The sequence below is a fragment of the Micromonospora sp. NPDC007271 genome (assembly GCF_040634005.1).
Taxonomy (GTDB): Bacteria; Actinomycetota; Actinomycetes; order Mycobacteriales; family Micromonosporaceae; genus Micromonospora.
Genome location: NZ_JBEYER010000012.1, coordinates 42254 through 63322, shown reverse-complemented (window position 1 = coordinate 63322; position 21069 = coordinate 42254). Strand labels below are relative to the sequence as shown.

General features: G+C 73.7%; 19 protein-coding genes. 8 read left to right on the top strand and 11 right to left on the bottom strand.

The window, feature by feature from the left end; translation table 11 throughout:
• Positions 1-15: 15 nt before the first annotated feature.
• Complete coding sequence (locus tag ABZ570_RS06960) at positions 16-1632, bottom strand: O-antigen ligase family protein (RefSeq protein WP_358058028.1); 1617 nt, start codon at positions 1630-1632, stop codon at positions 16-18.
• 250 nt (positions 1633-1882) lie between these two features.
• On the opposite strand from ABZ570_RS06960, the gene ABZ570_RS06955 reads away from it, so the two are divergent.
• A complete protein-coding gene (locus ABZ570_RS06955; RefSeq protein WP_358058025.1) occupies positions 1883-3421 on the top strand; it encodes a hypothetical protein in 1539 nt (512 codons plus the stop codon).
• Between the two features lie 25 nt (positions 3422-3446).
• Here ABZ570_RS06955 and ABZ570_RS06950 read toward each other — a convergent pair whose 3' ends face one another.
• Positions 3447-4616, bottom strand: a complete 1170-nt coding sequence (locus tag ABZ570_RS06950) for a hypothetical protein (protein ID WP_358058022.1) — start codon at positions 4614-4616, stop codon at positions 3447-3449.
• A 175-nt stretch (positions 4617-4791) separates the two neighbouring features.
• On the opposite strand from ABZ570_RS06950, the gene ABZ570_RS06945 reads away from it, so the two are divergent.
• The 7 genes from ABZ570_RS06945 to ABZ570_RS06915 all read left to right on the top strand — a co-directional run bounded on the left by ABZ570_RS06945 (position 4792) and on the right by ABZ570_RS06915 (position 14143).
• On the top strand, positions 4792-5640 hold the full coding sequence (locus tag ABZ570_RS06945; protein ID WP_358058019.1) for a MurR/RpiR family transcriptional regulator: 849 nt from the start codon (positions 4792-4794) through the stop codon (positions 5638-5640).
• 12 nt (positions 5641-5652) lie between these two features.
• The gene (gene hutU / locus ABZ570_RS06940; protein ID WP_358058016.1) at positions 5653-7308 is read left to right on the top strand and encodes a urocanate hydratase; all 1656 of its coding nucleotides are present in this window, start codon (positions 5653-5655) and stop codon (positions 7306-7308) included.
• On the top strand, positions 7305-8510 hold the full coding sequence (locus ABZ570_RS06935; RefSeq protein ID WP_358058013.1) for an allantoate amidohydrolase: 1206 nt from the start codon (positions 7305-7307) through the stop codon (positions 8508-8510). Before hutU ends, ABZ570_RS06935 begins: the two co-directional genes overlap by 4 nt.
• 202 nt (positions 8511-8712) lie before the next feature.
• Positions 8713-10074, top strand: coding sequence for a formimidoylglutamate deiminase (locus tag ABZ570_RS06930; RefSeq protein ID WP_358058010.1), 1362 nt, complete (start codon positions 8713-8715; stop codon positions 10072-10074).
• Between the two features lie 58 nt (positions 10075-10132).
• Positions 10133-11302 carry an imidazolonepropionase gene (gene hutI / locus ABZ570_RS06925; RefSeq protein ID WP_358058007.1) on the top strand — a complete coding sequence of 390 codons (1170 nt, stop codon included), beginning with the start codon at positions 10133-10135 and terminating at the stop codon, positions 11300-11302.
• A complete protein-coding gene (gene hutH / locus ABZ570_RS06920; protein WP_358058004.1) occupies positions 11299-12834 on the top strand; it encodes a histidine ammonia-lyase in 1536 nt (511 codons plus the stop codon). The genes hutI and hutH overlap by 4 nt, the downstream gene beginning before the upstream one ends.
• Positions 12835-12874: 40 nt before the next feature.
• Entirely contained in the window at positions 12875-14143 is a 1269-nt protein-coding gene (locus ABZ570_RS06915; RefSeq protein ID WP_358058001.1) for a hypothetical protein, read from the top strand.
• A gap of 45 nt (positions 14144-14188) precedes the next feature.
• On the opposite strand, the gene rdgB is transcribed toward ABZ570_RS06915, so the two are convergent.
• From rdgB to ABZ570_RS06870, 9 genes are all read right to left on the bottom strand, one after another.
• Positions 14189-14806, bottom strand: a complete 618-nt coding sequence (rdgB, locus tag ABZ570_RS06910) for an RdgB/HAM1 family non-canonical purine NTP pyrophosphatase (RefSeq protein ID WP_358057998.1) — start codon at positions 14804-14806, stop codon at positions 14189-14191.
• Positions 14803-15528 (bottom strand): ribonuclease PH, encoded by a 726-nt coding sequence (rph, locus tag ABZ570_RS06905; protein WP_358057995.1) that lies wholly within the window; start codon positions 15526-15528, stop codon positions 14803-14805. Before rph ends, rdgB begins: the two co-directional genes overlap by 4 nt.
• A gap of 102 nt (positions 15529-15630) precedes the next feature.
• The gene (locus ABZ570_RS06900; RefSeq protein ID WP_358057992.1) at positions 15631-16377 is read right to left on the bottom strand and encodes an MBL fold metallo-hydrolase; all 747 of its coding nucleotides are present in this window, start codon (positions 16375-16377) and stop codon (positions 15631-15633) included.
• Positions 16378-16598: 221 nt separating this feature from the next.
• Complete coding sequence (locus tag ABZ570_RS06895) at positions 16599-17564, bottom strand: cysteine synthase (protein ID WP_358057989.1); 966 nt, start codon at positions 17562-17564, stop codon at positions 16599-16601.
• Positions 17565-17575: 11 nt separating this feature from the next.
• Positions 17576-17950, bottom strand: a complete 375-nt coding sequence (locus ABZ570_RS06890; protein ID WP_358057986.1) for a MoaD/ThiS family protein — start codon at positions 17948-17950, stop codon at positions 17576-17578.
• A 67-nt stretch (positions 17951-18017) separates the two neighbouring features.
• The gene (locus ABZ570_RS06885; protein ID WP_358057983.1) at positions 18018-18506 is read right to left on the bottom strand and encodes a M67 family metallopeptidase; all 489 of its coding nucleotides are present in this window, start codon (positions 18504-18506) and stop codon (positions 18018-18020) included.
• A 55-nt stretch (positions 18507-18561) separates the two neighbouring features.
• Positions 18562-19059, bottom strand: coding sequence for a DUF2017 domain-containing protein (locus ABZ570_RS06880; RefSeq protein WP_358058111.1), 498 nt, complete (start codon positions 19057-19059; stop codon positions 18562-18564).
• A gap of 2 nt (positions 19060-19061) precedes the next feature.
• The gene (gene clpS / locus ABZ570_RS06875; RefSeq protein WP_358057980.1) at positions 19062-19352 is read right to left on the bottom strand and encodes an ATP-dependent Clp protease adapter ClpS; all 291 of its coding nucleotides are present in this window, start codon (positions 19350-19352) and stop codon (positions 19062-19064) included.
• 115 nt (positions 19353-19467) lie between these two features.
• The gene (locus ABZ570_RS06870) at positions 19468-20940 is read right to left on the bottom strand and encodes a hypothetical protein (RefSeq protein ID WP_358057977.1); all 1473 of its coding nucleotides are present in this window, start codon (positions 20938-20940) and stop codon (positions 19468-19470) included.
• Positions 20941-21069: the final 129 nt, after the last annotated feature.

Here is a 21069-nt window from a genome sequence, read left to right as displayed (position 1 = left end):
GGCGACCTGGATCGCCTAAGCGTCCGAGGCGACTGCCCGGTCCGCCCGGGCGCCGTCTGCGGCCCGGGGGCGCGGCGGGCCGGGTGCCGGTGTCGGCCGTGCCGACAGGGACGGGTTGTCGGCGGCGCCCAACGCGATCGCCAGGAGGAACACGGCCACCGCTCCCAGCCACAGCCACACGTCGAAGAAGAAGATCTGAGCCGCGATCCCCACCAGCAGGAGGCGGGCAGGGATCGACCGGAGGCGCCGGTACAGAACCGCCACGAGCGACACGAGGCAGGCCAGCCCGACCAGGCCGAAGTTGTACCAGAACGTCAGGTAGGTGTTGTCGAAGACCTCTGCCTGGCCGTCGCCGATGCCAACGTGTTCCAGGTAGCGCACGTTGGCTTCCGGCCCGTTACCAAAGATGATCGTGGACCAGTCTCGCGTGATGCCGTCCCAGATGACGCGGATGCGGGTGAAGCGTGCGTCTGCGCTGGCCGGGTCCGAGATTCGTGACCCCGCCACGTCGACGGAATCGATGGTGGCGCTCGGGGTCGGATCGGCCGAACCCGGCGCAGAATCGGCCGCACTCGGCGCGGGATCAGCCGCACTGGGCGCAGGATCAACCGCACTCGGCGCGGGGCTGGTCGAACCCGGCGCGGGATCGGCCAAACCCGGCGCGGGATCGGCCGACGTGGACGCACCGGTCGAGGTTGGCTCCGGCCCGGAGGCGGTGGGCAGCAGGGCCGGCGGGTTGACCGCCACGAGCGCGTAGGCGATTGCAGCGACGGCGATCCCGCTGCCTACGCCACGCCAGGAGACCTTCCGCCACTGGAAGAACAGCCAGAACCCGAGGGCGAGAAGCATGCCGACCCAGGCGCTCCGCGTGCCCGAAAGCACCAGGCCGACAAGGTTGGCGGTGACCGGTACGTACCAGAACCTGCCCCGGATGGTCAGCGCGACAAGCGCCATCGCCATGGCGAAGCCGCCGTAGATGATGGGATGGCCCGAGATCCCCACCGCTCGCGTGGCGTCGAACGCCGAGGTGTAGGTCCAGTCGTACGCGAGCTGATCGAAGATCGGCCAGGTGCGGGAGAGCGTCTGATACTTGGCGAAAGCCGCCACGGCCACGCTGAACCAGGTGAGAGCCTCCGCGACCCGGACGATCGTCTGCCGATCGCGACGCGCCTCCTCGACAAGGTGCCAACCCAGTACGCCGAAACACAGCAGGGGCGCGGCACCAACCACCACCGGCTTGGCCCCGTGCCAGTGGACGACCCCCGCGAGCACCGCACACAACGGAAGCACGACCGCCGCGGCGATCAGCTTCGGCTGCCAGCCGTCGCGTTCGGCGCGAAGCACCCGCCCCCAGACGGCGAGGATGAAGAGGATCAGCAGCAGCGTGTACGAGGGGTTGGTCGGGTAGCCGAAGTCGATGGTCACCGGGATGGCAAAGGCGATGACCAGGACAGCCCAGGTGATCCGGACGGGTGCCAGCAGCACCCAGCCGAGCAGGGCGCCGACGCCGACCGCGAGCGCGGACTGCCACCTGCCCGCCAGCAGGAACCCAGCCGCCAGAACGACAAGGCCAACGCTGAGGTAGCGCGCCCCGTGTCCCACGCCCTTGATCTTGTCAGCCAACACCCGCACCGTGCGATCGTACGTATCAGCCGGCGCCTATCGGCAGCGGGCCTCCGCGCGGCAGCACCCGCGCTGGACCCTCGGCGGTGTCCGGCCGGCCGGGCGGCCCGAGCCTGTTGATCCACCCGGCCGGTGCGTTAGGGTGACGCCCAGCCGGTCGGCAGTCGGGGTAGGGATCTGCGTGGTTGCACAGCTCGAACCAGCGGACGTCGGCAGACCCGACGGACCGACGGTCCGTGCGACGAGACCCCGCCCGACCATGTGGGACAGCACCGCCGTCCTCGTGCTGCTGTGCCTCATTCCGATCGTGCACGACGTCAAGACCATGCTCACCGCGCCGTACTGGCTCGACGAGGCGTGGGTCGCGCTCTCCGTGCGGTTCCCTCTTCACGATCTGCCGGTGACCACATCGTCGAGCCCGCTCGGTTGGAGCTTTCTGCTACGACTGGTCCCCGATGCCGACCACCTGCGGCTGGTGCCGCTGGCGTTCCACGGGCTCGCGGTCCTGGCGGCGTACGCGTTCGGCCGGTCGCTGCGCTGGCCGACGCCGGGCCGGGGCGTCGTGGCGGGTGCCGCCTGTGCCGCGGCGGTCCTGCTCCTACCTGCCCAACAGGTCCGCCACGACCTCAAGCAGTACACCTCCGACGCCGCCATCACCGTGGCTGTGCTCGCCCTGGTCGCGTGGGTCGAACAGGACTGGTCCCGCCGGCGACTCAGTGTGATCACGGCCGTGGTCGCCGCGGGAATGCTGTTCAGCCACGTGACCGCGATCGTGGCCCCGTGCGCGTTCGGCGCGTTGTTGCTGACCGCCGCGATCCGGCGGCAGTGGCCACGGCTCATCGAGGTGGCCCTGGCCGGGCTCAACGCCGGCCTGATTCTCACGGCTGTCTACTTCGGCATCTCCGCGCAGGGCCGGAATGAGCCCATGCAGCAGTACTGGGCCGCGAACTTTCCCAGGCTGACCGAGCTGCCCAGCTACCTCGGCAAGCAGCTCGACAGCCTGGCCCCGGTGGTCGGGGCGCCCGCCTTGGTCGTTGCCGGCCTGCTCGTCGCCGGTGCGTGGACCCTCGTCAAGCGGGATCGCCTCGCCTCCGCGATCGCGGTGAGCCTGCTGCCCGTGGCGGCGGTGACGGTGGGGGTCGCGAAGATCTATCCGCTGCTGGAGCTGCGTACCTCACACTTCCTGCTCGTCACGGCGGCCGCCGTGGCCGGCATCGGGGTCGCCGGCCTGGCGAACCTGACGGCCGACCTCACCTGCCGCGTGCTCCCACGGGCGCGGCCCGCTGTCGTGGCCGCGGCCGTCTGCGCGCTCCTGGTCGGTCTGTACGCCGTCAACAACGGCCGCTGGTACCGGTTCGACGGAAACACGCCGGGCCTCTACTACACGGCGATCGCGGTCACGGACGTCCGGTCGGCAACCAGGTACGTGGCCAAGCACCGCTCCACGAACGACGTCGTCGTCATGAACAACGGGGCCTGGTACGGCTTCGCGTTCTACTCGAAAAGCGACAGGATCGAGCTGGTCGCACCGCATGGCAACACCGTGGGCTGGTGGGTTGAGATGCCTGATCGTCCCGACGTCGTGGTGGTCCCGGGCCACGACACGGCGGCCATCCTCGCCAGCCTTCAGCAGGCGGTGGAGCTGGCCGCCCGGCGCGGCGACGGCGGGCGAGTCTGGCTGATCCGCTCGCACGTCATCGGCGACGAGGCGGCGGCCTGGCGGCAGGCGCTCGCCGGCTACCAGGTCGAACAGGTCACCGACGGAGTGGAGCCGGTCGCGCTGATCAGCAAGGGATGACGCGGCGTGCCCGCGGGCTCCACAATCAACTGCCTCGGCGCCACAGGTCCCGCAAGGCGTCCCAGTTGTCTGCCATGCCGTCCTTGCAGGGCGTCTCGATGTAGAAGGCCCCATCGATGTCGTCCCGGTCCCACCAGATACCGCAGATCGGCCGGCCGTCCTCGCCCTCGAAGGCGTACTCGACGTAGCTGCCGGTCGCGCCGGTCACGCCGCCAGTAGTGCGGGCCGATTCGCGCAGCCCCGGCGCCAGCGTGGCTCCGGCGAGGTTGAGCCCCTGGCGGTACGTCCGCGCCGTGTCCTTCTGCTTCTTGCCCGGGTAGAGCGTGAAGTGCAGCCACGCGCCGCCGTAGTGGCAGAAGAGGTGCCCCTTCTCGTCGGCCGGCAACTTCGGGGCACCGGGCTGGTTGTAGACCACGCAGCCGCCGATCCGGGTCAGCCAGGGCTCGGCGAGCGATGCCAGGTCGCCTTCGAACTTGGCCTTGTTGATGGAGAACTGCGTCGCCTCGTAGGGCTGGAGGGAGGGGCTGGCCGACGGCGAGGGCGCCTCGGCCCCCTTGTCGCGGCCCCCGCCGAGGAAGAACCCGGCGGTGCCGGCGACCAGGGTGAGCACCAGCGCGCCGGCGATCGAGATCCAGTCGCGCCGCTTCGGCTCCGGCCGCACGGGGGCGATCCGGGGCCCGCCGGACGAATCGAGTGGATCAGCGGCAGCGGGCGTCGCGGGGGTGGCAGGTGTGGCGGGCGCTACGGACAGCGCGGGGACGGCGACCGGTGACATCGGTACGCCGGAGACCGGCTGGGGCGCCACCGCCCAGGGCTGCGGAGCCCACGGCAGCTGGGGCGGGGCGGAGATGGGCTCCGGCGGCGGCGGGAGCATCTCCGCGGTCTCCGTGCGCTGGTAGTCCATCCCGAGGGTCTGGAACAGCCGGGCGGCCGCTCCGTCCTCTTCGGACAGGTACGCGACCCAGGGCTGGGCGGCGGTGAAGTCGGCGTTGACGTAGCGGTGACCGTCCGGTGTCTGCGCCAGCACGTTGGCCGCGTTGCTGAACGCCTCCCGCCACCGCTGGTCACCTGCCGCCGCGCCCTCCAGCACGACGACGGTCACCGGCCGGTCCTGCCCGTCGAGAGCCGCCCAGGCGCGGCCGACCTGGCACTCACCCAGTGTCTCGGTGAACCTGTACGGACCGTCCGGTTGCATCCCCACTCCTCTGCTCACCCGCCGTGCGGATAGTACAGAGAGCGCGCCCGTCCGTTCGTCCGCCGGTCGGGTCTTTGCGCAGGGTGGACTCGGCCGCCCGAGGGGTGGTCCAGGCGACCGGCCGGCACACCGGAGCGGCTTGCCAGCTGAAAGTTTTTATGCATAGAGTCGCAGCATGAATGAAAGCGGTGCGGCGCCCACCGACCGCCTGCTCGACCTCTTCCACGGCGTGCGGCTCACCCCGACCCAGCGCCGGATCGCACACTGCCTCGTGCAGCATGCGGCCGCGGCGGCGTACCTGTCGGCGGCGGAGGTCGCCGAGCTGGCCGGGGTCAGCCAGCCGTCGGTGACCCGGTTCGCGATGGCGCTCGGCCACGACGGCTACCCCGCCCTGCGCCGCCGGCTGCGGGAGCTGTCCGCCACCGGCGACACCGACCCGGCCGACGGCGGAAACGCCCTCCAGCGGGCCGTCCGCGCCGAGCTGGGCAACCTCGACCGGCTCGCCGGGCAGCTCGCCGACGCCGCCCGGATCGCCGAGGTCGGCAAGCTGCTCGCGGCCAGCCGTCCGCTGCCGGTGCTCGGGCTGCGCGCCGCCGCGCCCCTCGCGGCGTACTTCGCGTACTTCGCGGCGAAGGTGCACCCGGACGTGCGGGTGCTCGACGACGGAGGCAGCCTGCTGGCCGACCGGCTGGAGCAGGCCGCGGCGGCCGGGGCGACCGCGCTGCTGGCCTTCGTGCTGCCCCGCTACCCCCGGGAGACCCTGGAGGCGCTGCGCGAGGCGCGGGACGTCGGGCTGACCGTCGTGGCGATCACCGACTCGCCGGTGAGCCCGGCCACCGAGCACGCCGAGGTGGTGCTGCCCGCCGCCGTCGGCACCGACCTGGTCTTCGATCTGCACACCGCCCCGATGACCCTGGCCATGGTGGTGCTCCAGGCGATCTGTGACGCCGCCCCGGCCGAGACCCAGGCCCGGCTCGAGGCGTTCGAGTCGTCCGCCGCCCGCCGTCAGTTGTTCCTCAGCTGAGAGGAGTACGAAATGCACCAGCCCGTCCGCGCCGCTCGCGGCAGCACACGCACCGCCAAGGGGTGGCCGCAGGAGGCCGCGCTGCGGATGCTGATGAACAACCTCGACCCCGAGGTGGCCGAGCGCCCCGAGGACCTGGTGGTCTACGGCGGCACCGGCAAGGCCGCGCGGGACTGGCCGTCGTACCACGCCCTGGTGCGGACGCTGACCGACCTGCGGGACGACGAGACGATGCTGGTGCAGTCCGGCCGCCCGGTGGGCGTCATGCGTACGCACGAGTGGGCGCCCCGGGTGCTGCTGGCCAACTCGAACCTGGTCGGCGACTGGGCCACCTGGCCGGAGTTCCGCCGCCTCGAGCAGCTCGGGCTGACCATGTACGGGCAGATGACCGCCGGTTCCTGGATCTACATCGGCACCCAGGGCATCCTCCAGGGCACGTACGAGACGTTCGCGGCGGTGGCCGCGAAGCGGTTCGGGGGAAGCCTGGCGGGCACGCTGACGCTGACCGCCGGCTGCGGCGGGATGGGCGGGGCGCAGCCCCTCGCGGTGACCATGAACGGCGGCGCCTGCCTGATCGTGGACGTGGACCGTAGCCGGCTGGAGCGCCGGGCGCACGACCGCTACCTGGACGAGATCGCCGATTCCCTGGACGACGCGGTCGAGCGGGCGCTCGCCGCGAAGCGGGACCGTCGCGCCCTCTCCGTCGGTGTCGTGGGCAACGCGGCGACGATCTTCCCGGAGCTGCTGCGCCGGGGCGTCGCCATCGACATCGTGACCGACCAGACCAGCGCCCACGACCCGCTGTCGTACCTGCCGGAGGGGGTGGAACCAGCCGACGCCCGGGACTACGCGGCGGCGAAGCCGGCCGAGTTCACCGACCGGGCGCGGGCGTCGATGGCGAAGCACGTCGAGGCGATGGTCGGCTTCCTCGACGCGGGCGCGGAGGTCTTCGACTACGGCAACTCGATCCGCGGCGAGGCGAAGCTCGGCGGGTACGAGCGGGCCTTCGACTTCCCCGGCTTCGTGCCGGCGTACATCCGGCCGCTGTTCTGCGAGGGCAAGGGCCCGTTCCGCTGGGCGGCGCTCTCCGGCGACCCGGCCGACATCGCGGCCACCGACCGGGCCATCCTCGACCTGTTCCCCGAGAACGAGTCCCTGGCCCGGTGGATCCGGATGGCCGGCGAGCGGGTCGCCTTCCAGGGCCTGCCGGCCCGGATCTGCTGGCTCGGCTACGGCGAGCGGGACAAGGCCGGGGTGCGGTTCAACGAGATGGTCGCCTCGGGCGAGCTGAGCGCGCCGGTGGTGATCGGCCGGGACCACCTGGACTGCGGCAGCGTGGCCAGCCCCTACCGGGAGACCGAGGCGATGGCCGACGGCTCCGACGCGATCGCCGACTGGCCGCTGCTCAACGCGCTGGTCAACACGGCCAGCGGGGCGTCCTGGGTGTCCATCCACCACGGCGGCGGGGTGGGCATCGGCCGGTCCATCCACGCCGGCCAGGTCTGCGTCGCCGACGGCAGCGCCCTGGCCGGGCAGAAGATCGAGCGGGTGCTCACCAACGACCCGGCCATGGGCGTCATCCGGCACGTCGACGCCGGCTACGACGACGCCCGCGAGGTCGCCACCCGCACGGGCGTCCGGGTGCCGATGGCGGAGGGCACGGCGTGACGGACCTGGTCGCCCGGTTCCGGAAGCTGTGGGACGAGATCGCGCCGGTCGGGCGGGACGCCGGCAGCGGCGGGTACCTGCGGTACGCGCTGACCGAGCCGGAGCTGCGGCTGCGGGAGTGGTTCCGGGAGCAGGCGGACCAGCGCGGCATGCCGGTGCACGAGGACGGCAACGGCAACCTGTTCGCCTGGTGGGGCGACCCGGACGCCGGGGACGCGGTGCTGACCGGCAGCCACTTCGACTCGGTGCCGCACGGCGGGGCGTACGACGGGCCGCTCGGCATCGTCAGCGGGTTCCTCGCCGTGGACGAGCTGCGGGCGGCCGGCGTCGCCCCGGTCCGGCCGGTGGCGGTGGCCGCGTTCGTGGAGGAGGAGGGGGGCCGCTTCGGCGTACCCTGCCTGGGGTCGCGGCTGCTCACCGGGGAGATCGCGGTGGAGCGCGCGGCCGGGCTGCGCGACGCGGCCGGGGTGAGCTTCGCCGAGGCGCTGGGCGACCGGCCGGCGGGCGCCGACCCGGGCCTGCTCGGCCGCTTCGCGGCCTTCGTGGAGCTGCACGTGGAGCAGGGCCGCGCGCTGGTCGACCAGGGCGCGCCGGTCGCGGTGGCCAGCGCGATCTGGCCGCACGGCCGCTGGCGGTTCGACTTCCACGGCGAGGGCAACCACGCGGGTACGACCCGGATGGCCGACCGCCGCGACCCGATGCTCACCTACGCGTTCACCGTGCTCGCGGCGAACAAGGAGGCCCGGCTGCGCGACGCGCACGCCACCGTGGGCCGGGTGTCGGTGGAGCCGAACGCCACCAACGCGATCCCGTCCCGGGTGACCGGCTGGCTGGACGCCCGGGCGGCCGAGCCGGAGACGCTGCACGGCCTGGTCGACGCGGTCCGGGACAAGGCCGCCGAGCGGGCGCGGCGGGACGGCACCGAGCTGACCTGCACCGAGGAGTCGGCCACTCCGCTGGTGGCGTTCGACGGTGGGCTGGCCGACCGGCTGGCCCGGCTGCTCGACGCGCCGGTGCTGCCCACCGGGGCGGGGCACGACGCGGGGGTGCTGGCCGCGCACGTGCCCACCGCGATGCTGTTCGTGCGCAACCCGACCGGGGTGTCGCACTCCCCCGCCGAGTCCGCCACCGACGCCGACTGCGCAGCCGGGGTGACCGCCCTGGCGCGGGTGCTGGAGGAGCTGGCATGCCGGCCCGCGTGACCGTCCGGCAGTCGGCCCCGGCGGGTCGCGGGGCGACGGCAGGAAACTTCTGGGCGCCTTTCGAGCTGATGTCGCAGACGACTCGGCGCGGTGTGGCGGCGCGCGTGAACCGGCCAGGTCGGGCTCGCCTGGGATGCCGACCGGCCCGGTGCCGGCGTCCGGTGACATCACCAACGACTCAGCTCCAAAGGGGGCGAGAAGGATGACTGCCACCCGCTGGCTGGCCGAGTACGCCTGGCTGCCGGACCATGCCGAGCCCACGCCCGACGTGCTGATCGAGGCCGAGGACGGCCGGATCACCGCGGTCACCCCGCTGGTCGGCACGGATACGCCGGCCGCCGGGGTCGAGGTGCTGCGCGACGCGGTACGACTGCCCGGCCTCACCCTGCCCGGCCTGGCCAACGCCCACTCGCACGCCTTCCACCGGGCGCTGCGCGGGCGTACCCACGGCGGGCGGGGCGACTTCTGGAGCTGGCGGGACGTCATGTACACGGTCGCCGCCCGGCTCGACCCGGACTCGTACCTGGCCCTGGCCCGGGCCGCGTACGCGGAGATGGCGCTCGCCGGGATCACCTGCGTCGGCGAGTTCCACTACCTGCACCACGGCCCGGACGGCACCCCGTACGCCGACCCGAACGCGATGTCGGCGGCGCTGGTGGAGGCCGCCGCGCACGCCGGCATCCGGATCACGCTGCTGGACACCGCGTACCTGACCGCCGGGGTGGACGGCGCGCCGCTGGCCGGGCCGCAGCGGCGGTTCGGCGACGGGGACGCGCTGCGCTGGGCGGAGCGGGTCAGCGCGTTCACCCCGGGCGACGACCACGCCCGGGTGGGCGCGGCGATCCACTCGGTGCGGGCGGTGCCGGCGGAGCAGCTCGCCACGGTGGCCGGCTGGGCGGACCGCCAGGGCCGGCCGCTGCACGTGCACCTCTCCGAGCAGCCGGCCGAGAACGACGCCTGCCGGGCCGTGCACGGCTGCACCCCGACCCGGCTGCTGGCCGACCACGGGGTGCTCGGCCGGCACACCACGGCCGTGCACGCCACCCACCCGACCAGCGCCGACCTCACCCTGCTCGGGGACAGCCGGACCGGGATCTGCCTCTGCCCCACCACCGAGCGGGACCTGGCCGACGGGATCGGGCCGGCCCGCCGGATGGCCGAGGCGGGCAGCCCGCTCAGCCTGGGCAGCGACAGCCACGCCGTGGTGGACCTGTTCGAGGAGGCGCGCGCGGTGGAGCTGGACGAACGGCTGCGCACCCGCCGGCGGGGGCATTTCACCACCGCCGAGCTGGTCACCGCCGCCACCGCCGCCGGGCACGCCGCCCTCGGCTGGGGGGACGCCGGCCGGCTGTCGGTCGGCGACCGGGCCGACCTGGTCACGGTACGGCTGGACAGCGCCCGGACGGCCGGGGTGCCGCCGGTCGGCGCGTTCTTCGCGGCCACCGCCGCCGACGTCACGCACGTGGTGGTCGACGGGCGGACCGTGGTCGCCGACGGCCGGCACCTGACCGTCGACGTGCCCACCGAGCTGCGCGCCGCCATCAAGGAGGTGACCCGATCGTGAGCGCGAGGAGTGAGCCGGGTTTGCGAGCCCCGCAGTCGCGAGCGGAAGGCGGCACCGCATGAGCAGCCTGCTGGTGGACAACATCGGGGAGCTGGTCACCAACTCCTACGGGTCGGGCGAGGGCGGCCCGCTGGGCATCCGGCGCGACGCGGCGCTGCTGGTCGAGGACGGCGTGGTGGCCTGGGTCGGCCCGGCCCGGGACGCCCCGGCCGCCGACCGGCGGATCGACGCCGCGGGGGCGGCCGTGCTGCCCGGCTTCGTGGACAGCCACGCCCACCTGGTCTTCGCCGGGGACCGGGCCGCCGAGTTCGCCGCCCGGATGGCCGGCGAGCCGTACACCGGGGGTGGCATCCGGACCACCGTGGGCGCCACCCGCGCCGCCAGCGACGAGCAGCTGCGGGCCACCGTCCGCCGGCTGCGCGCCGAGGCGATGCGGCAGGGCACCACCACCATCGAGATCAAGAGCGGGTACGGGCTGACGGTCGCCGACGAGGCTCGCTCGCTGCGGATCGCCGCCGAGTTCACCGAGGACACCACGTTCCTCGGCGCGCACGTCGTGCCCGCCGAGTACGCCGACCGCCCCGACGACTACGTCGGCATGGTCTGCGGCCCGATGCTGGCCGCCGCCGCCCCGTACGCCCGCTGGATCGACGTGTTCTGCGAGCGGGGCGCCTTCGACGTGGACCACGCCCGGGCGATCCTCGCCTGCGGGCAGGCGGTCGGGCTGGGCGTGCGGGTGCACGCCAACCAGCTCGGCCCCGGGCCGGGCGTGCAGCTCGGGGTGGAGCTGGGCGCGGCCAGCGTCGACCACTGCACCCACCTGTCCGACGCCGACATCGACGCGCTCGCCGCCGCGGAGACCGTCGCGGCCCTGCTGCCCGGCGCGGAGTTCTCCACCCGGTCGCCGTACCCGGACGCCCGCCGGCTGCTCGACGCGGGAGTCACCGTGGCCCTCGCCACCGACTGCAACCCCGGGTCGTCGTACACCTCGTCGATGCCGTTCTGCATCGCCCTCGCCGTACGCGAGATGCGGATGACCCCGGCGGAGGCGGTGTGGGCGGCGACCGCCGGCGGGGCGGCGGCGCTGCGCCGCACCGACGTCGGACGACTGGCGCCCGGCACCCGGGCCGACCTCATGATCCTCGACGCCCCTTCCCACCTGCACCTGGCCTACCGGCCCGGTGTGCCCTTGATCCGCCAGGTTCTGCACAACGGAGTGCCCCAATGACCGTGACCATTCAGCCCACCGGAATCTCGCCCGCCGACGTGCTCGCGGTCGCGCGCGGCACCGCCAAGATCGTGCTCGATCCGGCCGCAGTGGAGGCGATGACCGCCAGCCGGTCCATCGTGGACGGCATCGAGGCCGCCGGCCGGCCCGTCTACGGCGTCTCCACCGGCTTCGGGGCCCTGGCGAACACCTTCGTCGCGCCCGAGCGGCGGGCCGAGCTGCAGCACGCGCTGATCCGCTCGCACGCCGCCGGGGTGGGCGCCCCGATGCCCCGCGAGGTGGTCCGGGCGATGATGCTGCTGCGGGTACGCTCGCTCGCCCTCGGTCGTTCCGGGGTCCGGCCGCTGGTCGCCGAGGCCCTGATCGACCTGCTCAACCACGAGGTCACCCCGTGGGTGCCGGAGCACGGCTCGCTCGGCGCCTCCGGCGACCTGGCGCCGCTGGCGCACTGCGCGCTGGTGCTGCTCGGGGAGGGCTGGGTGCTCGGCCCGGCCGGTGAGCGGATCCCCGGCGGCGAGGCGCTGCGCCGGGTCGGGCTGGCGCCGATCGAGCTGGCCGCCAAGGAGGGGCTGGCGCTGATCAACGGCACCGACGGCATGCTCGGCATGCTGCTGCTGGCCATCCACGACGCCCGGCACCTGTTCGCCATGGCCGACGTGACCGCCGCCCTGGCGATCGAGGCGATGCTCGGCTCGGAACGGCCGTTCCTGCCCGAACTGCACGCGATCCGGCCACACCCCGGCCAGACGGCCTCGGCGGCGAACATCCACAAGCTGCTGCAGGACTCGGCGGTGATGGACTCACACCGCCACGACCTGGCGCACGCGGTGCAGGACGCGTACTCGATGCGCTGCGCGCCCCAGGTGGCCGGCGCGGCCCGGGACACCCTCGACTTCGTCGAGACGGTGGCCGGGCGGGAGCTGCGGTCCGTGGTGGACAACCCGGTGGTGCTGCCGGACGGTCGGGTCGAGTCGACCGGCAACTTCCACGGTGCGCCGCTCGGCTTCGCCGCCGACTACCTGGCCATCGCCGCCGCCGAGGTGGGCGCCATCGCGGAACGCCGGGTGGACCGGCTGCTCGACGTCACCCGCTCCCGGGACCTGCCCGCGTTCCTGTCCCCCGACGCCGGGGTCAACTCCGGGCTGATGATCGCCCAGTACACGGCGGCCGGAATCGTCGCGGAGAACCGGCGGCTGGCCGCGCCCGCCTCGGTGGACTCGCTGCCCACCAGCGGGATGCAGGAGGACCACGTCTCGATGGGCTGGGCGGCGACCAAGAAGCTCCGGACGGTGCTGGACAACCTGAACAGCATCCTCGCGGTGGAGCTGCTGGCCGCCGTACGCGGGCTCCAGCTGCGGGCCCCGCTGGCCCCGTCGCCGGCCGGGCGGGCCGCCCTCGCCGCCCTCGCCGACACGATGGGCGAGCCGGGGCCGGACGTGTTCCTCGCCCCGCTGATGGAGGCCGCCCGGGAGGTGCTGCGCGGGCCCGAGCTGCGGGCGGCGATCGAACGGGAGGTCGGCCCACTCGGCTGACCGGCGGCGATGTCGGTCCCGACTGTTAGCGTTCGACGCCGTGACCGACGACCCCGCCGTGACCACCCCGGTCCCCGCCGACGCCGACGCCCCGGACGAGCGCCGCACCCACACCGAGCTGCGGGCCTTCGTACGTCGGCAGGTGGCGCTGGCCGAGCTGCCGGCCGCGGCCATTGTCGCCGAGGCGGTGGAGTACCTGCACGGCCGGGCCGAGCCGGGCCGGCTCGCCGAGCTGGCCTGGCCGGTGGTGGCCGAGGAGTTGAGCGCGCACCTGGCCGAGCAGGAGAGCTGGCCGGAGGTGACCGACAGCAACCGACTCACCGCCGCCTTCCGCGCGCTCAACGCGGCCGGTGTGATCGCCCGGGAGAACTTCACCTGCTGCCAGAACTGCGGTCTGGGCGAGATCGGGGCGGAGGCGCCGCGCGGGGTGGAGCCGCGCGGCTACGCGTTCTACCACCGGCAGGACGCCGAGCGCGGCGTCGAAGGGGCCGGAGTGGACATCGCGTACGGGCTGTTCGAGCAGCCGCCGACCGCAGAGATCGGCGCGGAGGTGGCGGCGGCGCTGCGGGCCGAGGGGCTGACCGTGGACTGGGACGGCGACGCCGGCACCCGGATCAGGGTGCCGATGACCTGGCGCCGCCGCCGGGCCGGCCGGCTCGCCGCCGTACCGGCGACCGTGGACGATGACGCCGAGGTCGACGTGGAGCTGCTCGGGGACTGGACCGGGGTGCACGCCCCGGCGGCGGGGCCGACCCCCGCGGGCCGGCTCACCACCCTGCACCTGCCCTGGCTGCCGGCCGCCGTCCGGATCCGCCTGACCTGTGCGGGCCGCTCGATGGAGGTGCGCCGGGAGGGCGACGCGCTGGTGGGGGTGTACGCCGAGCCGGGCGGGCCGGAGCTGACCGTGGGCCGGCACGACGGGCTGGAACTGGTCCGTCGGCTGCGCGGCCTGCCGCCGACCGGGGTGCCCGCGCCTGCCCCGGTCGGCTTCCTGGAGGTCACCGCCGACCACCCGCTCGGTGCCGACCGGAGCGTGCCGATGGATCTGGCCGAGGCGCTGGTGCTGGTGCGGGCCATGCGGCCGCTGAGCTACGACTACCTGACCTGTTTCGGTCGTTCCGGTGGCTGTGTGCAGACCACCTGGCAGCCCGGCGGCCTGTGGGTGGAGGAGCTGGACACCGAGGCCGCCGTCTCGGTGGGCCGGTACGCCACCCTCACCGAGGTGGAGCGGATGCTCACCGTGCTGGCCGTCGAGGACCGGGTGGCCGTGCGGGAACTGGGCGACCTCACCACGCTGCGCCACCGCTGACCGACGGCGGTGATCAGGGCGATCGCGCCGGGAGCCGCGGGGTGGTCAGACGGCCGGCGGGAGCACCTTGGCGGCCAGCTTCGCCAGCTCGCGCAGCGCCTTGCCGCGATGGCTGACCGCGTCCTTCTCCTCCGGGGTCAGCTCCGCGTTGGTGCGCTCCTGGCCGTCCCCGAGGAAGATCGGGTCGTACCCGAAGCCGCCGTCGCCGCGCGGCGCGCGCAGCAGCCGGCCGGCCTGGCGGCCGTCGACCAGGTGCTCCTTGCCGCCGGGCAGCACCAGCGCCACGGTGCAGACGAAGGAGGCGGCCCGGTGCTCGTCGGGCAGGTCGGCGATCTGGTCCAGCACGAGCTGCAGGTTGGCCTGGTCGTCGCCGTGCCGGCCGGACCAGCGGGCGCTGAACACCCCCGGCATGCCGTTGAGCGCGTCCACGGCCAGGCCGGAGTCGTCGGCGATGGTCGGCAGGCCGGTGCGCCGGCAGCCCTCCCGGGCCTTGATCAGCGCGTTCTCGCCGAAGGTCAGGCCGGTCTCCGGCAGCTCCGGGTACGCCTCGACGTCGTCGAGGCCGAGCAGGGCGATCCGGTGGGCGCCGAGCGCGCCGTCGAGGATCCGCTGCAGCTCGACGAGCTTCTTGCGGTTACGGGTGGCCAGGAGCACCTTGTTCATGAAAGCGCCTTCCGCTGCGCGTCGGCCAGTTCCAGGCAGCCCATCACGCCCAGGTCCAGCAGGGCGTCGAGCTGCTCGCGGGCGAAGACCCCGGCCTCACCCGTCCCCTGCACCTCGACGAAGTCGCCGGTGCCGGTGCAGACCACGTTCATGTCGACCTCGGCGGCCACGTCCTCGGCGTAGCAGAGGTCCAGCCGCGGCTCGCCCTCGACGATGCCGACGCTGACCGCGGCCACCGAGCGGTGCATCACCTTCTCGACCTTGCCGACGAGGGCCTTGCGCTCGGCCAGCCAGGTCACCGCGTCGTGCAGCGCCACGTACGCGCCGGTGATCGCCGCGGTCCGGGTGCCGCCGTCGGCCTGGAGCACGTCACAGTCGAGCACGATGGAGTTCTCGCCGAGGGCCTTCAGGTCGACACAGGCGCGCAGGCTGCGGCCGATCAGCCGGGAGATCTCGTGGGTCCGCCCGCCGACCCTGCCCTTCACGCTCTCCCGGTCCGAGCGGGTGTTCGTGGCCCGGGGCAGCATCGCGTACTCGGCGGTGACCCAGCCGAGCCCGGAGCCCTTGCGCCAGCGGGGCACCCCCTCGGTCACGCTCGCCGTGCACAGCACCCGGGTCGCCCCGAACTCGACGAGGACCGAGCCCTCCGGGTGCGTGCTCCAGCCCCGGGTCAGGGTCACCGGTCGGAGTTGGTCGGGCTGCCGCCCGTCAGGTCGCGCCATGACTGCACCCTATGCGGTGCGGTGATCGAACCGTTGCCGGGTGGCCCGTACCGGCGCGCTGACCCCACCGATGTCGGGAGCGAGTGCTCCGCCGTCGCCCGGTCAGACGTCGTAGCAGGCGCCGGCGCGGACCACTTCCACCGGCCCGCTGTACGCCCCGGACGCCGCCTCGACGGTGTGCGCCTCGCTGCCCCATGCCGCGACCAGGTGGGTGAGCAGCAGCTTGGCCACCCCCGCCTTGGTCGCCGCCTCGCCGGCCTCCCGGCCGGTCAGGTGCAGGTCCGGCGGGTTCTCCACACCGTCGAGGTAGCTGGCCTCGCAGAGGAACAGGTCGGCCGACTGGGCCAGGCGCAGCAGCGCCTCGCACGGCGCGGTGTCCGACGAGTAGCAGAAGACCCGGCCGTCGTGCTCCAGCCGCACCCCGTACGTCTCGACCGGGTGGTTCATCCGGTCGACGGTGACGGTGAACGGGCCGATCGGGAACGTGCCCGGCTGCAGGCCGTAGAACTGGTAGACGTCCTCGACCGTGCCGTCGTCCTGCCCGTAGGCGGTGGCCAGCCGGTCCGGCGCGCCGGACGGCGCGTACATCGGCAACGGCGGGTACGGGCCGTCCGGGGCGTACCGGCGCACCACCACGTACGACACCGCGTCGAGCATGTGGTCGCAGTGCAGGTGGGTGAGGAGGATGGCGTCGGGGGCGTGCAGCCCGGCGTAGCGCTGGAGCGTGGAGAGCGCTCCCGAGCCGAAGTCGATCAGGAGCCGGAAGCCCTCCGCCTCCATCAGGTATGCGGAGCAGGGAGACTCGGGGCCGGGGAAGCTGCCGGCGCAGCCGAGGACGGTCAGTCGCATCCGGTCGCCTCGATGTCACGGTTGGTAGCCGACGCGCCGGCAGTCGCCCCGCCGATGATCTCTATCGACGCGTACGCCACGCTGCGCAGCCTACGCGCCGGCCCGGTCGGCAAGAATCATCTGGCGGAAGTTGTCATCAACGTGACACCCGTACGCGTCCCGTTCCGGGGCAGGAAGGGGCCGGCCGACGGGTGCCGCCGGCCGACCCGATTCGCGGGCCGTCAGGCCCAGAGCTGCCCCTCCAGGGCCCCCTCGGCGTCGGCGAGGGTGCCGCCGTACGCCCCGGTCGAGAGGTACTTCCAGCCACCGTCGGCGACCACGAAGGCGACGTCGGCCCCGCGGCCGTCGCGGACCGCCTCGTGCGCCACCGCCAGGGCGGCGTGCAGGATCGCCCCGGTGGAGAAGCCGGCGAAGATCCCCTCCACCTCGACGAGCTGCCGGGTACGCAGCACCGCGTCGCGGGTGCCCACCGAGAAGCGCCGGGAGAGGACCCCGGCGTCGTAGAGCTCGGGAACGTAGCCCTCGTCGATGTTGCGCAGGCCGTAGACCAGCTCGCCGTAGCGGGGCTCGGCGGCGACGATCTGGATGCCCTCGACCTTCTCCCGCAGGTAGCGCCCGGTGCCCATGAGGGTGCCGGTGGTGCCGAGGCCCGCCACGAAGTGGGTGATCGTGGGCAGGTCCTGCAGCAGCTCCGGCCCGGTCGTCTCGTAGTGCGCCCGGGCGTTCGCCTCGTTGCCGTACTGGTAGAGCATCACCCAGTCGGGGTGCTCGGCCGCGATCTGCTTCGCGGTCGCCACGGCCTGGTTCGAGCCGCCGGCGGCCGGCGAAAAGATGATCTCGGCGCCGTACATCCGCAGCAGCTGGACCCGCTCCGTGGAGACGTTCTCCGGCATCACGCAGACCAGCCGGTAGCCGCGCAGCTTGGCCACCATGGCCAGGGAGATGCCGGTGTTGCCGCTGGTCGGCTCCAGGATCGTGTCACCCTGCCGGAGCCGGCCGGCCGCCTCGGCCGCCCGGACCATGTGGAGGGCCGCCCGGTCCTTGATGCTGCCGGTCGGATTCCGATCCTCCAGCTTGGCCCAGAGTCGCACCGGCGGCGCCCCGTCGGGCACCGTCGGCGAGAGCCGGGGCAGCCCGACCAGGGGCGTGCCCCCACACGCGTCGAGCAGGCTGTCGTAGCGTGCCATGACGAGCGTCCTCAGCGGACGGTCGCGGCACCCGCGACGGCGCTGTGCCGCGCGGTCGCCGCGGCGGCGGCGCTGTGCTGCGCGATCGCGGCTGCCGCGGCGAAGCCGAACGCGCCGCCGGCCACGGCGGGCAGGATGGTGACGCTGTCGCCGTCGTTGAGCTTGGCGTCGAGTGCGCCGAGGAAGCGGACGTCCTCGTCGTTGACGTAGACGTTGACGAACCGGTGCAGCGCGCCGGCGTCGGTGACCAGCCGGGCCTTCAGGCCGGCGTGCCGCGAGTCCAGGTCGGCGAGCAGGTCGGCCAGCGTGTCGCCGGAGCCCTCGACGACCTTGGCGCCGCCGGTGTAGCTACGCAGGATGGTGGGAATGCGAACCTCGATGGCCATGTCTGTGCTCCTTGTTCGGGTCGTGCCAGGTGACGGGTAGCGGGATGGTGTGCCGGCGCTGGAAAGATCAGCGGCCGGAACACTCGTAGTCGACCGTCGCCGGGCTCTGCCCGAACATGTAGGACTGGACGGCGTGCGGGTCCACGGCGGCAGCCACGATCCGGACCGGCTCCTCGGTGACCACGCCGTCGACGATGCGGAAGGAGCGGATCTCCTCCGTGTCGGGCTCGCGGGTCGAGACGAGCAGGTAGTGCGCTCCCGGCTCACCGGCGAAGGCGACGTCCGTCCGGGACGGATGGGCCTCGGTCGCGGTGTGCGAATGGTAGATGACGATCGGCTCCTCGTCGCGGTCGTCCATCTCCCGCCACACCCGCAGCTGCTCCATCGAGTCGAACTCGTAGAACGTCATCGAGCGGGCGGCGTTGTCCATCGGGATGTGCCGGGTCGGGGTGTCGCTGCCGACGGGACCGGCGACCACGCCGCACGCCTCGTCCGGGTGATCCCGACGAGCATGGGCCACGATCGCGTCGATGATCGACCGGTCGATGCTCAGCACGCCGACCAGCCTAGCGCCTGCCGGTTGCGGGCGGCGAGGTGGCAGCCGTCACCACTCAGTCGATCAGGGCGTTGAGCAGGGATTCCTGGAGGTAACCCAGGTAGGCGTATACCGACAGTTGGAACACCCGCGACGAGGTGGGGTCCACGGCGACCGCCTCGTCGATCTCCTCCCCCACGTCGGTGCCGTCCTTGATCTCCAGCCGGACCCCCATCGCCAGTCGGGCGTCGTTGAGCGCGCGCAGCCACGCCTCGGCCGCCTCGGCGTCGAGGCGCACCTCGCCGCCGACGTCGCCGTCGGGCAGCGCGGCGAGGATCGCCCCGGCCTGGTCGATCTTGGCGGTCTTGAGGTCCCCCTCCGTGTAGCGGCGGAACTCGGCGGTGCCGGCCGTATCCCCCGGGTAGACCTCGGGGAAGAGCCGGCCGACCACCGGATCGCCGTGGTCGAAGCCGTCGGTGAGCAGGCCGACCACCTCGGAGGCCACCTTGCGCAGCACCCGCACCTCGTCCACGGCGAAGGTGGCCACGTAGCGGTCGCCGTAGCGACGAAACATACTCACGACTTGTCCACCGTCGCCCAGAGCCCGTACGCGTGCAACTGCGACGCGTCGTGCTCCATCCGCTCGCGGGCGCCGCTGGAGACCACGGCCTTGCCCTTGTGGTGCACGTCCAGCATGAGCTGCTCGGCCTTCTCCCGGCTGTATCCGAAGAGCTTCTGGAACACCCAGGTCACGTACGTCATGAGGTTCACCGGATCGTCCCAGACGATCGTCACCCACGGCCGGTCGGAGACCGGCACCTCATCGGTGTCCGGCGTCTCGACCGGCGCAACCTGCGGAGCCGCCATGCCCCCCATCGTGCCACCAGATCCGGGCGACCGATGAATCGGAACGCCCGGCTGGCCCGGTTCACCCGCCCGCGCCGCGTACGGCGACCCGGGCGACCGGCCGGCGATGCCGGCCTCAGGCGAGCAGGATGCCGTGGTCGAGAGCATCGGTGAGCACCGCGTCCAGCGAGAGCCGCACCGCCTCGAAGCGCCGGGACACCTCGCGGGTCAACTCCAGCTCGACCTCGCGCAGCGCCCGCTGCGCCCAGGAACGCGCGCCGTTCGGGTCGTCGTTGCCGGGGGCGCGCCACTGCTGCCAGCAGCCGCCGGACAGGGCCACCCCGATCGGGGGCAGCGTCTCGTCGCGCGGCGCGCCGGGGAAGGCCGCCAGCGCGTCGAGAGCTCCGCTGCCGGCCAGCCCGGCGACCCCGGCCGTGCTGGTGACCAGGAGCACCTTGTCCAGCTCCCGGCCGGCCGGCTGGTCGGCGAGGCCCCAGCGCACGGCGTGGACGACCCGGCGACGGACCCCCTCCGCCAGCGGCGCCCCGAAGATCCGCGCGGTCGCGTCGTCGACGATGCCCCGGATCGCCTCGTCGCACTGCGCGGTGGCGAGCAGCGACAGCGCCTCCATCTCCTGGTCCAGCAGCTGCGGCAGGCCGACGCAGCCGACCCCGAAGACGACCTCCTGCACCACCCGGAGGTGGACGTTGGCCAGCTCGAGCGCGATGTGCTGGCGGATCCGCTGGGCGCAGGTGCGGGCCTGGCGGTCCAGCCGCTCGGCGAGGTCACCGGGGTCGAGCCCCGGCACGACGCCCACCCGGGCGTGCGCGCCGGGCGGCTCCGGCGGATGGGCGCTGGCCCGTCGCAGCCCCTCGTCCGCCGCCCAGCCGACCAGGGCGCGGCGCAGGGCCGCCTGGTCGGCCTGCCGCACCGGGTACCAGCGGGCCGCGGCGAGGTCGGGCACCGCGGACAGCAGGGTGGCGCGGTGCGCCGCGACGGAGACCTGCACCGGGTCGACCGGCCGGGCCGCGGCGCGCGCTGCCGGCGGACCGGCCGACGGGACGGACGCCCCCGTGCCGTCCGTCGTCGTCGCCCAGCCGGCGACCCCCGGGGTGACCGCGAAGACCACCTCGACCCGGGCGCGGGCCACCTCAGCCAGCAGGTGCAGCTCGGCGGCGGTGAACGCCTGGTCGGCGGAGATCACGAAGAGCAGGGCGCCGGCCCGGCCCACCGCGTCGAGCAGCACCCGGGCGGCGGCGACGCCGAGCGAGCCGGTGTCCGGCGCGTCGAGCAGCGCGAAGTGCCGCAGCAGCGGGTCCGGCAGGCTCAGCTCCACCCGACGGGGCGGGCGGGCGAGCGCCGGGCCGGCGGCGAGCGGATCCGCGCCGTACGAGTGCGGCTGGCGGTAGCCCGGCACGTACGCGGCGCGGGTCGGCGCCTTGGCGTGGTTGACGAGCAGGTAGCTGCCGGCGGGCACGGCCAGCATCCCGGCCTCCACCCCGAGCAGGCCGGCGAGCAGCTCGCGGCGGCCGGCCCCGGCCGGGCCCGCGACGACGACGGCCAGCGGGTCGTCGGGGCCGGGATCGGCAGCCCCGAGCCGGGCGGGCAACGGCGCGCAGCGTGACGCGGCCGGCCCACTCGGACCGGGCCCGCCGACCGAGTGGAGAGGACCCGGCTTCATCAGGAGACCTCCCGTTGGGCGACCGGATTGCGGGCCGGCCGCATGGAAGACATCCGG

What these genes read in the sequence shown, in the direction of transcription:
- ABZ570_RS06890 (WP_358057986.1), bottom strand. Translation starts at nt 17,950, where the DNA reads ATGGCCATCGAGGTTCGCATTCCCACCATCCTGCGTAGCTACACCGGC.
- ABZ570_RS06955 (WP_358058025.1), top strand. Translation starts at nt 1,883, where the DNA reads ATGTGGGACAGCACCGCCGTCCTCGTGCTGCTGTGCCTCATTCCGATC.
- rdgB (WP_358057998.1), bottom strand. Translation starts at nt 14,806, where the DNA reads ATGAACAAGGTGCTCCTGGCCACCCGTAACCGCAAGAAGCTCGTCGAG.
- hutU (WP_358058016.1), top strand. Translation starts at nt 5,653, where the DNA reads ATGCACCAGCCCGTCCGCGCCGCTCGCGGCAGCACACGCACCGCCAAG.
- ABZ570_RS06900 (WP_358057992.1), bottom strand. Translation starts at nt 16,377, where the DNA reads ATGCGACTGACCGTCCTCGGCTGCGCCGGCAGCTTCCCCGGCCCCGAG.
- clpS (WP_358057980.1), bottom strand. Translation starts at nt 19,352, where the DNA reads ATGGCGGCTCCGCAGGTTGCGCCGGTCGAGACGCCGGACACCGATGAG.
- ABZ570_RS06895 (WP_358057989.1), bottom strand. Translation starts at nt 17,564, where the DNA reads ATGGCACGCTACGACAGCCTGCTCGACGCGTGTGGGGGCACGCCCCTG.
- hutH (WP_358058004.1), top strand. Translation starts at nt 11,299, where the DNA reads ATGACCGTGACCATTCAGCCCACCGGAATCTCGCCCGCCGACGTGCTC.
- ABZ570_RS06880 (WP_358058111.1), bottom strand. Translation starts at nt 19,059, where the DNA reads ATGTTTCGTCGCTACGGCGACCGCTACGTGGCCACCTTCGCCGTGGAC.
- ABZ570_RS06945 (WP_358058019.1), top strand. Translation starts at nt 4,792, where the DNA reads ATGAATGAAAGCGGTGCGGCGCCCACCGACCGCCTGCTCGACCTCTTC.
- hutI (WP_358058007.1), top strand. Translation starts at nt 10,133, where the DNA reads ATGAGCAGCCTGCTGGTGGACAACATCGGGGAGCTGGTCACCAACTCC.
- ABZ570_RS06930 (WP_358058010.1), top strand. Translation starts at nt 8,713, where the DNA reads ATGACTGCCACCCGCTGGCTGGCCGAGTACGCCTGGCTGCCGGACCAT.
- rph (WP_358057995.1), bottom strand. Translation starts at nt 15,528, where the DNA reads ATGGCGCGACCTGACGGGCGGCAGCCCGACCAACTCCGACCGGTGACC.
- ABZ570_RS06950 (WP_358058022.1), bottom strand. Translation starts at nt 4,616, where the DNA reads ATGCAACCGGACGGTCCGTACAGGTTCACCGAGACACTGGGTGAGTGC.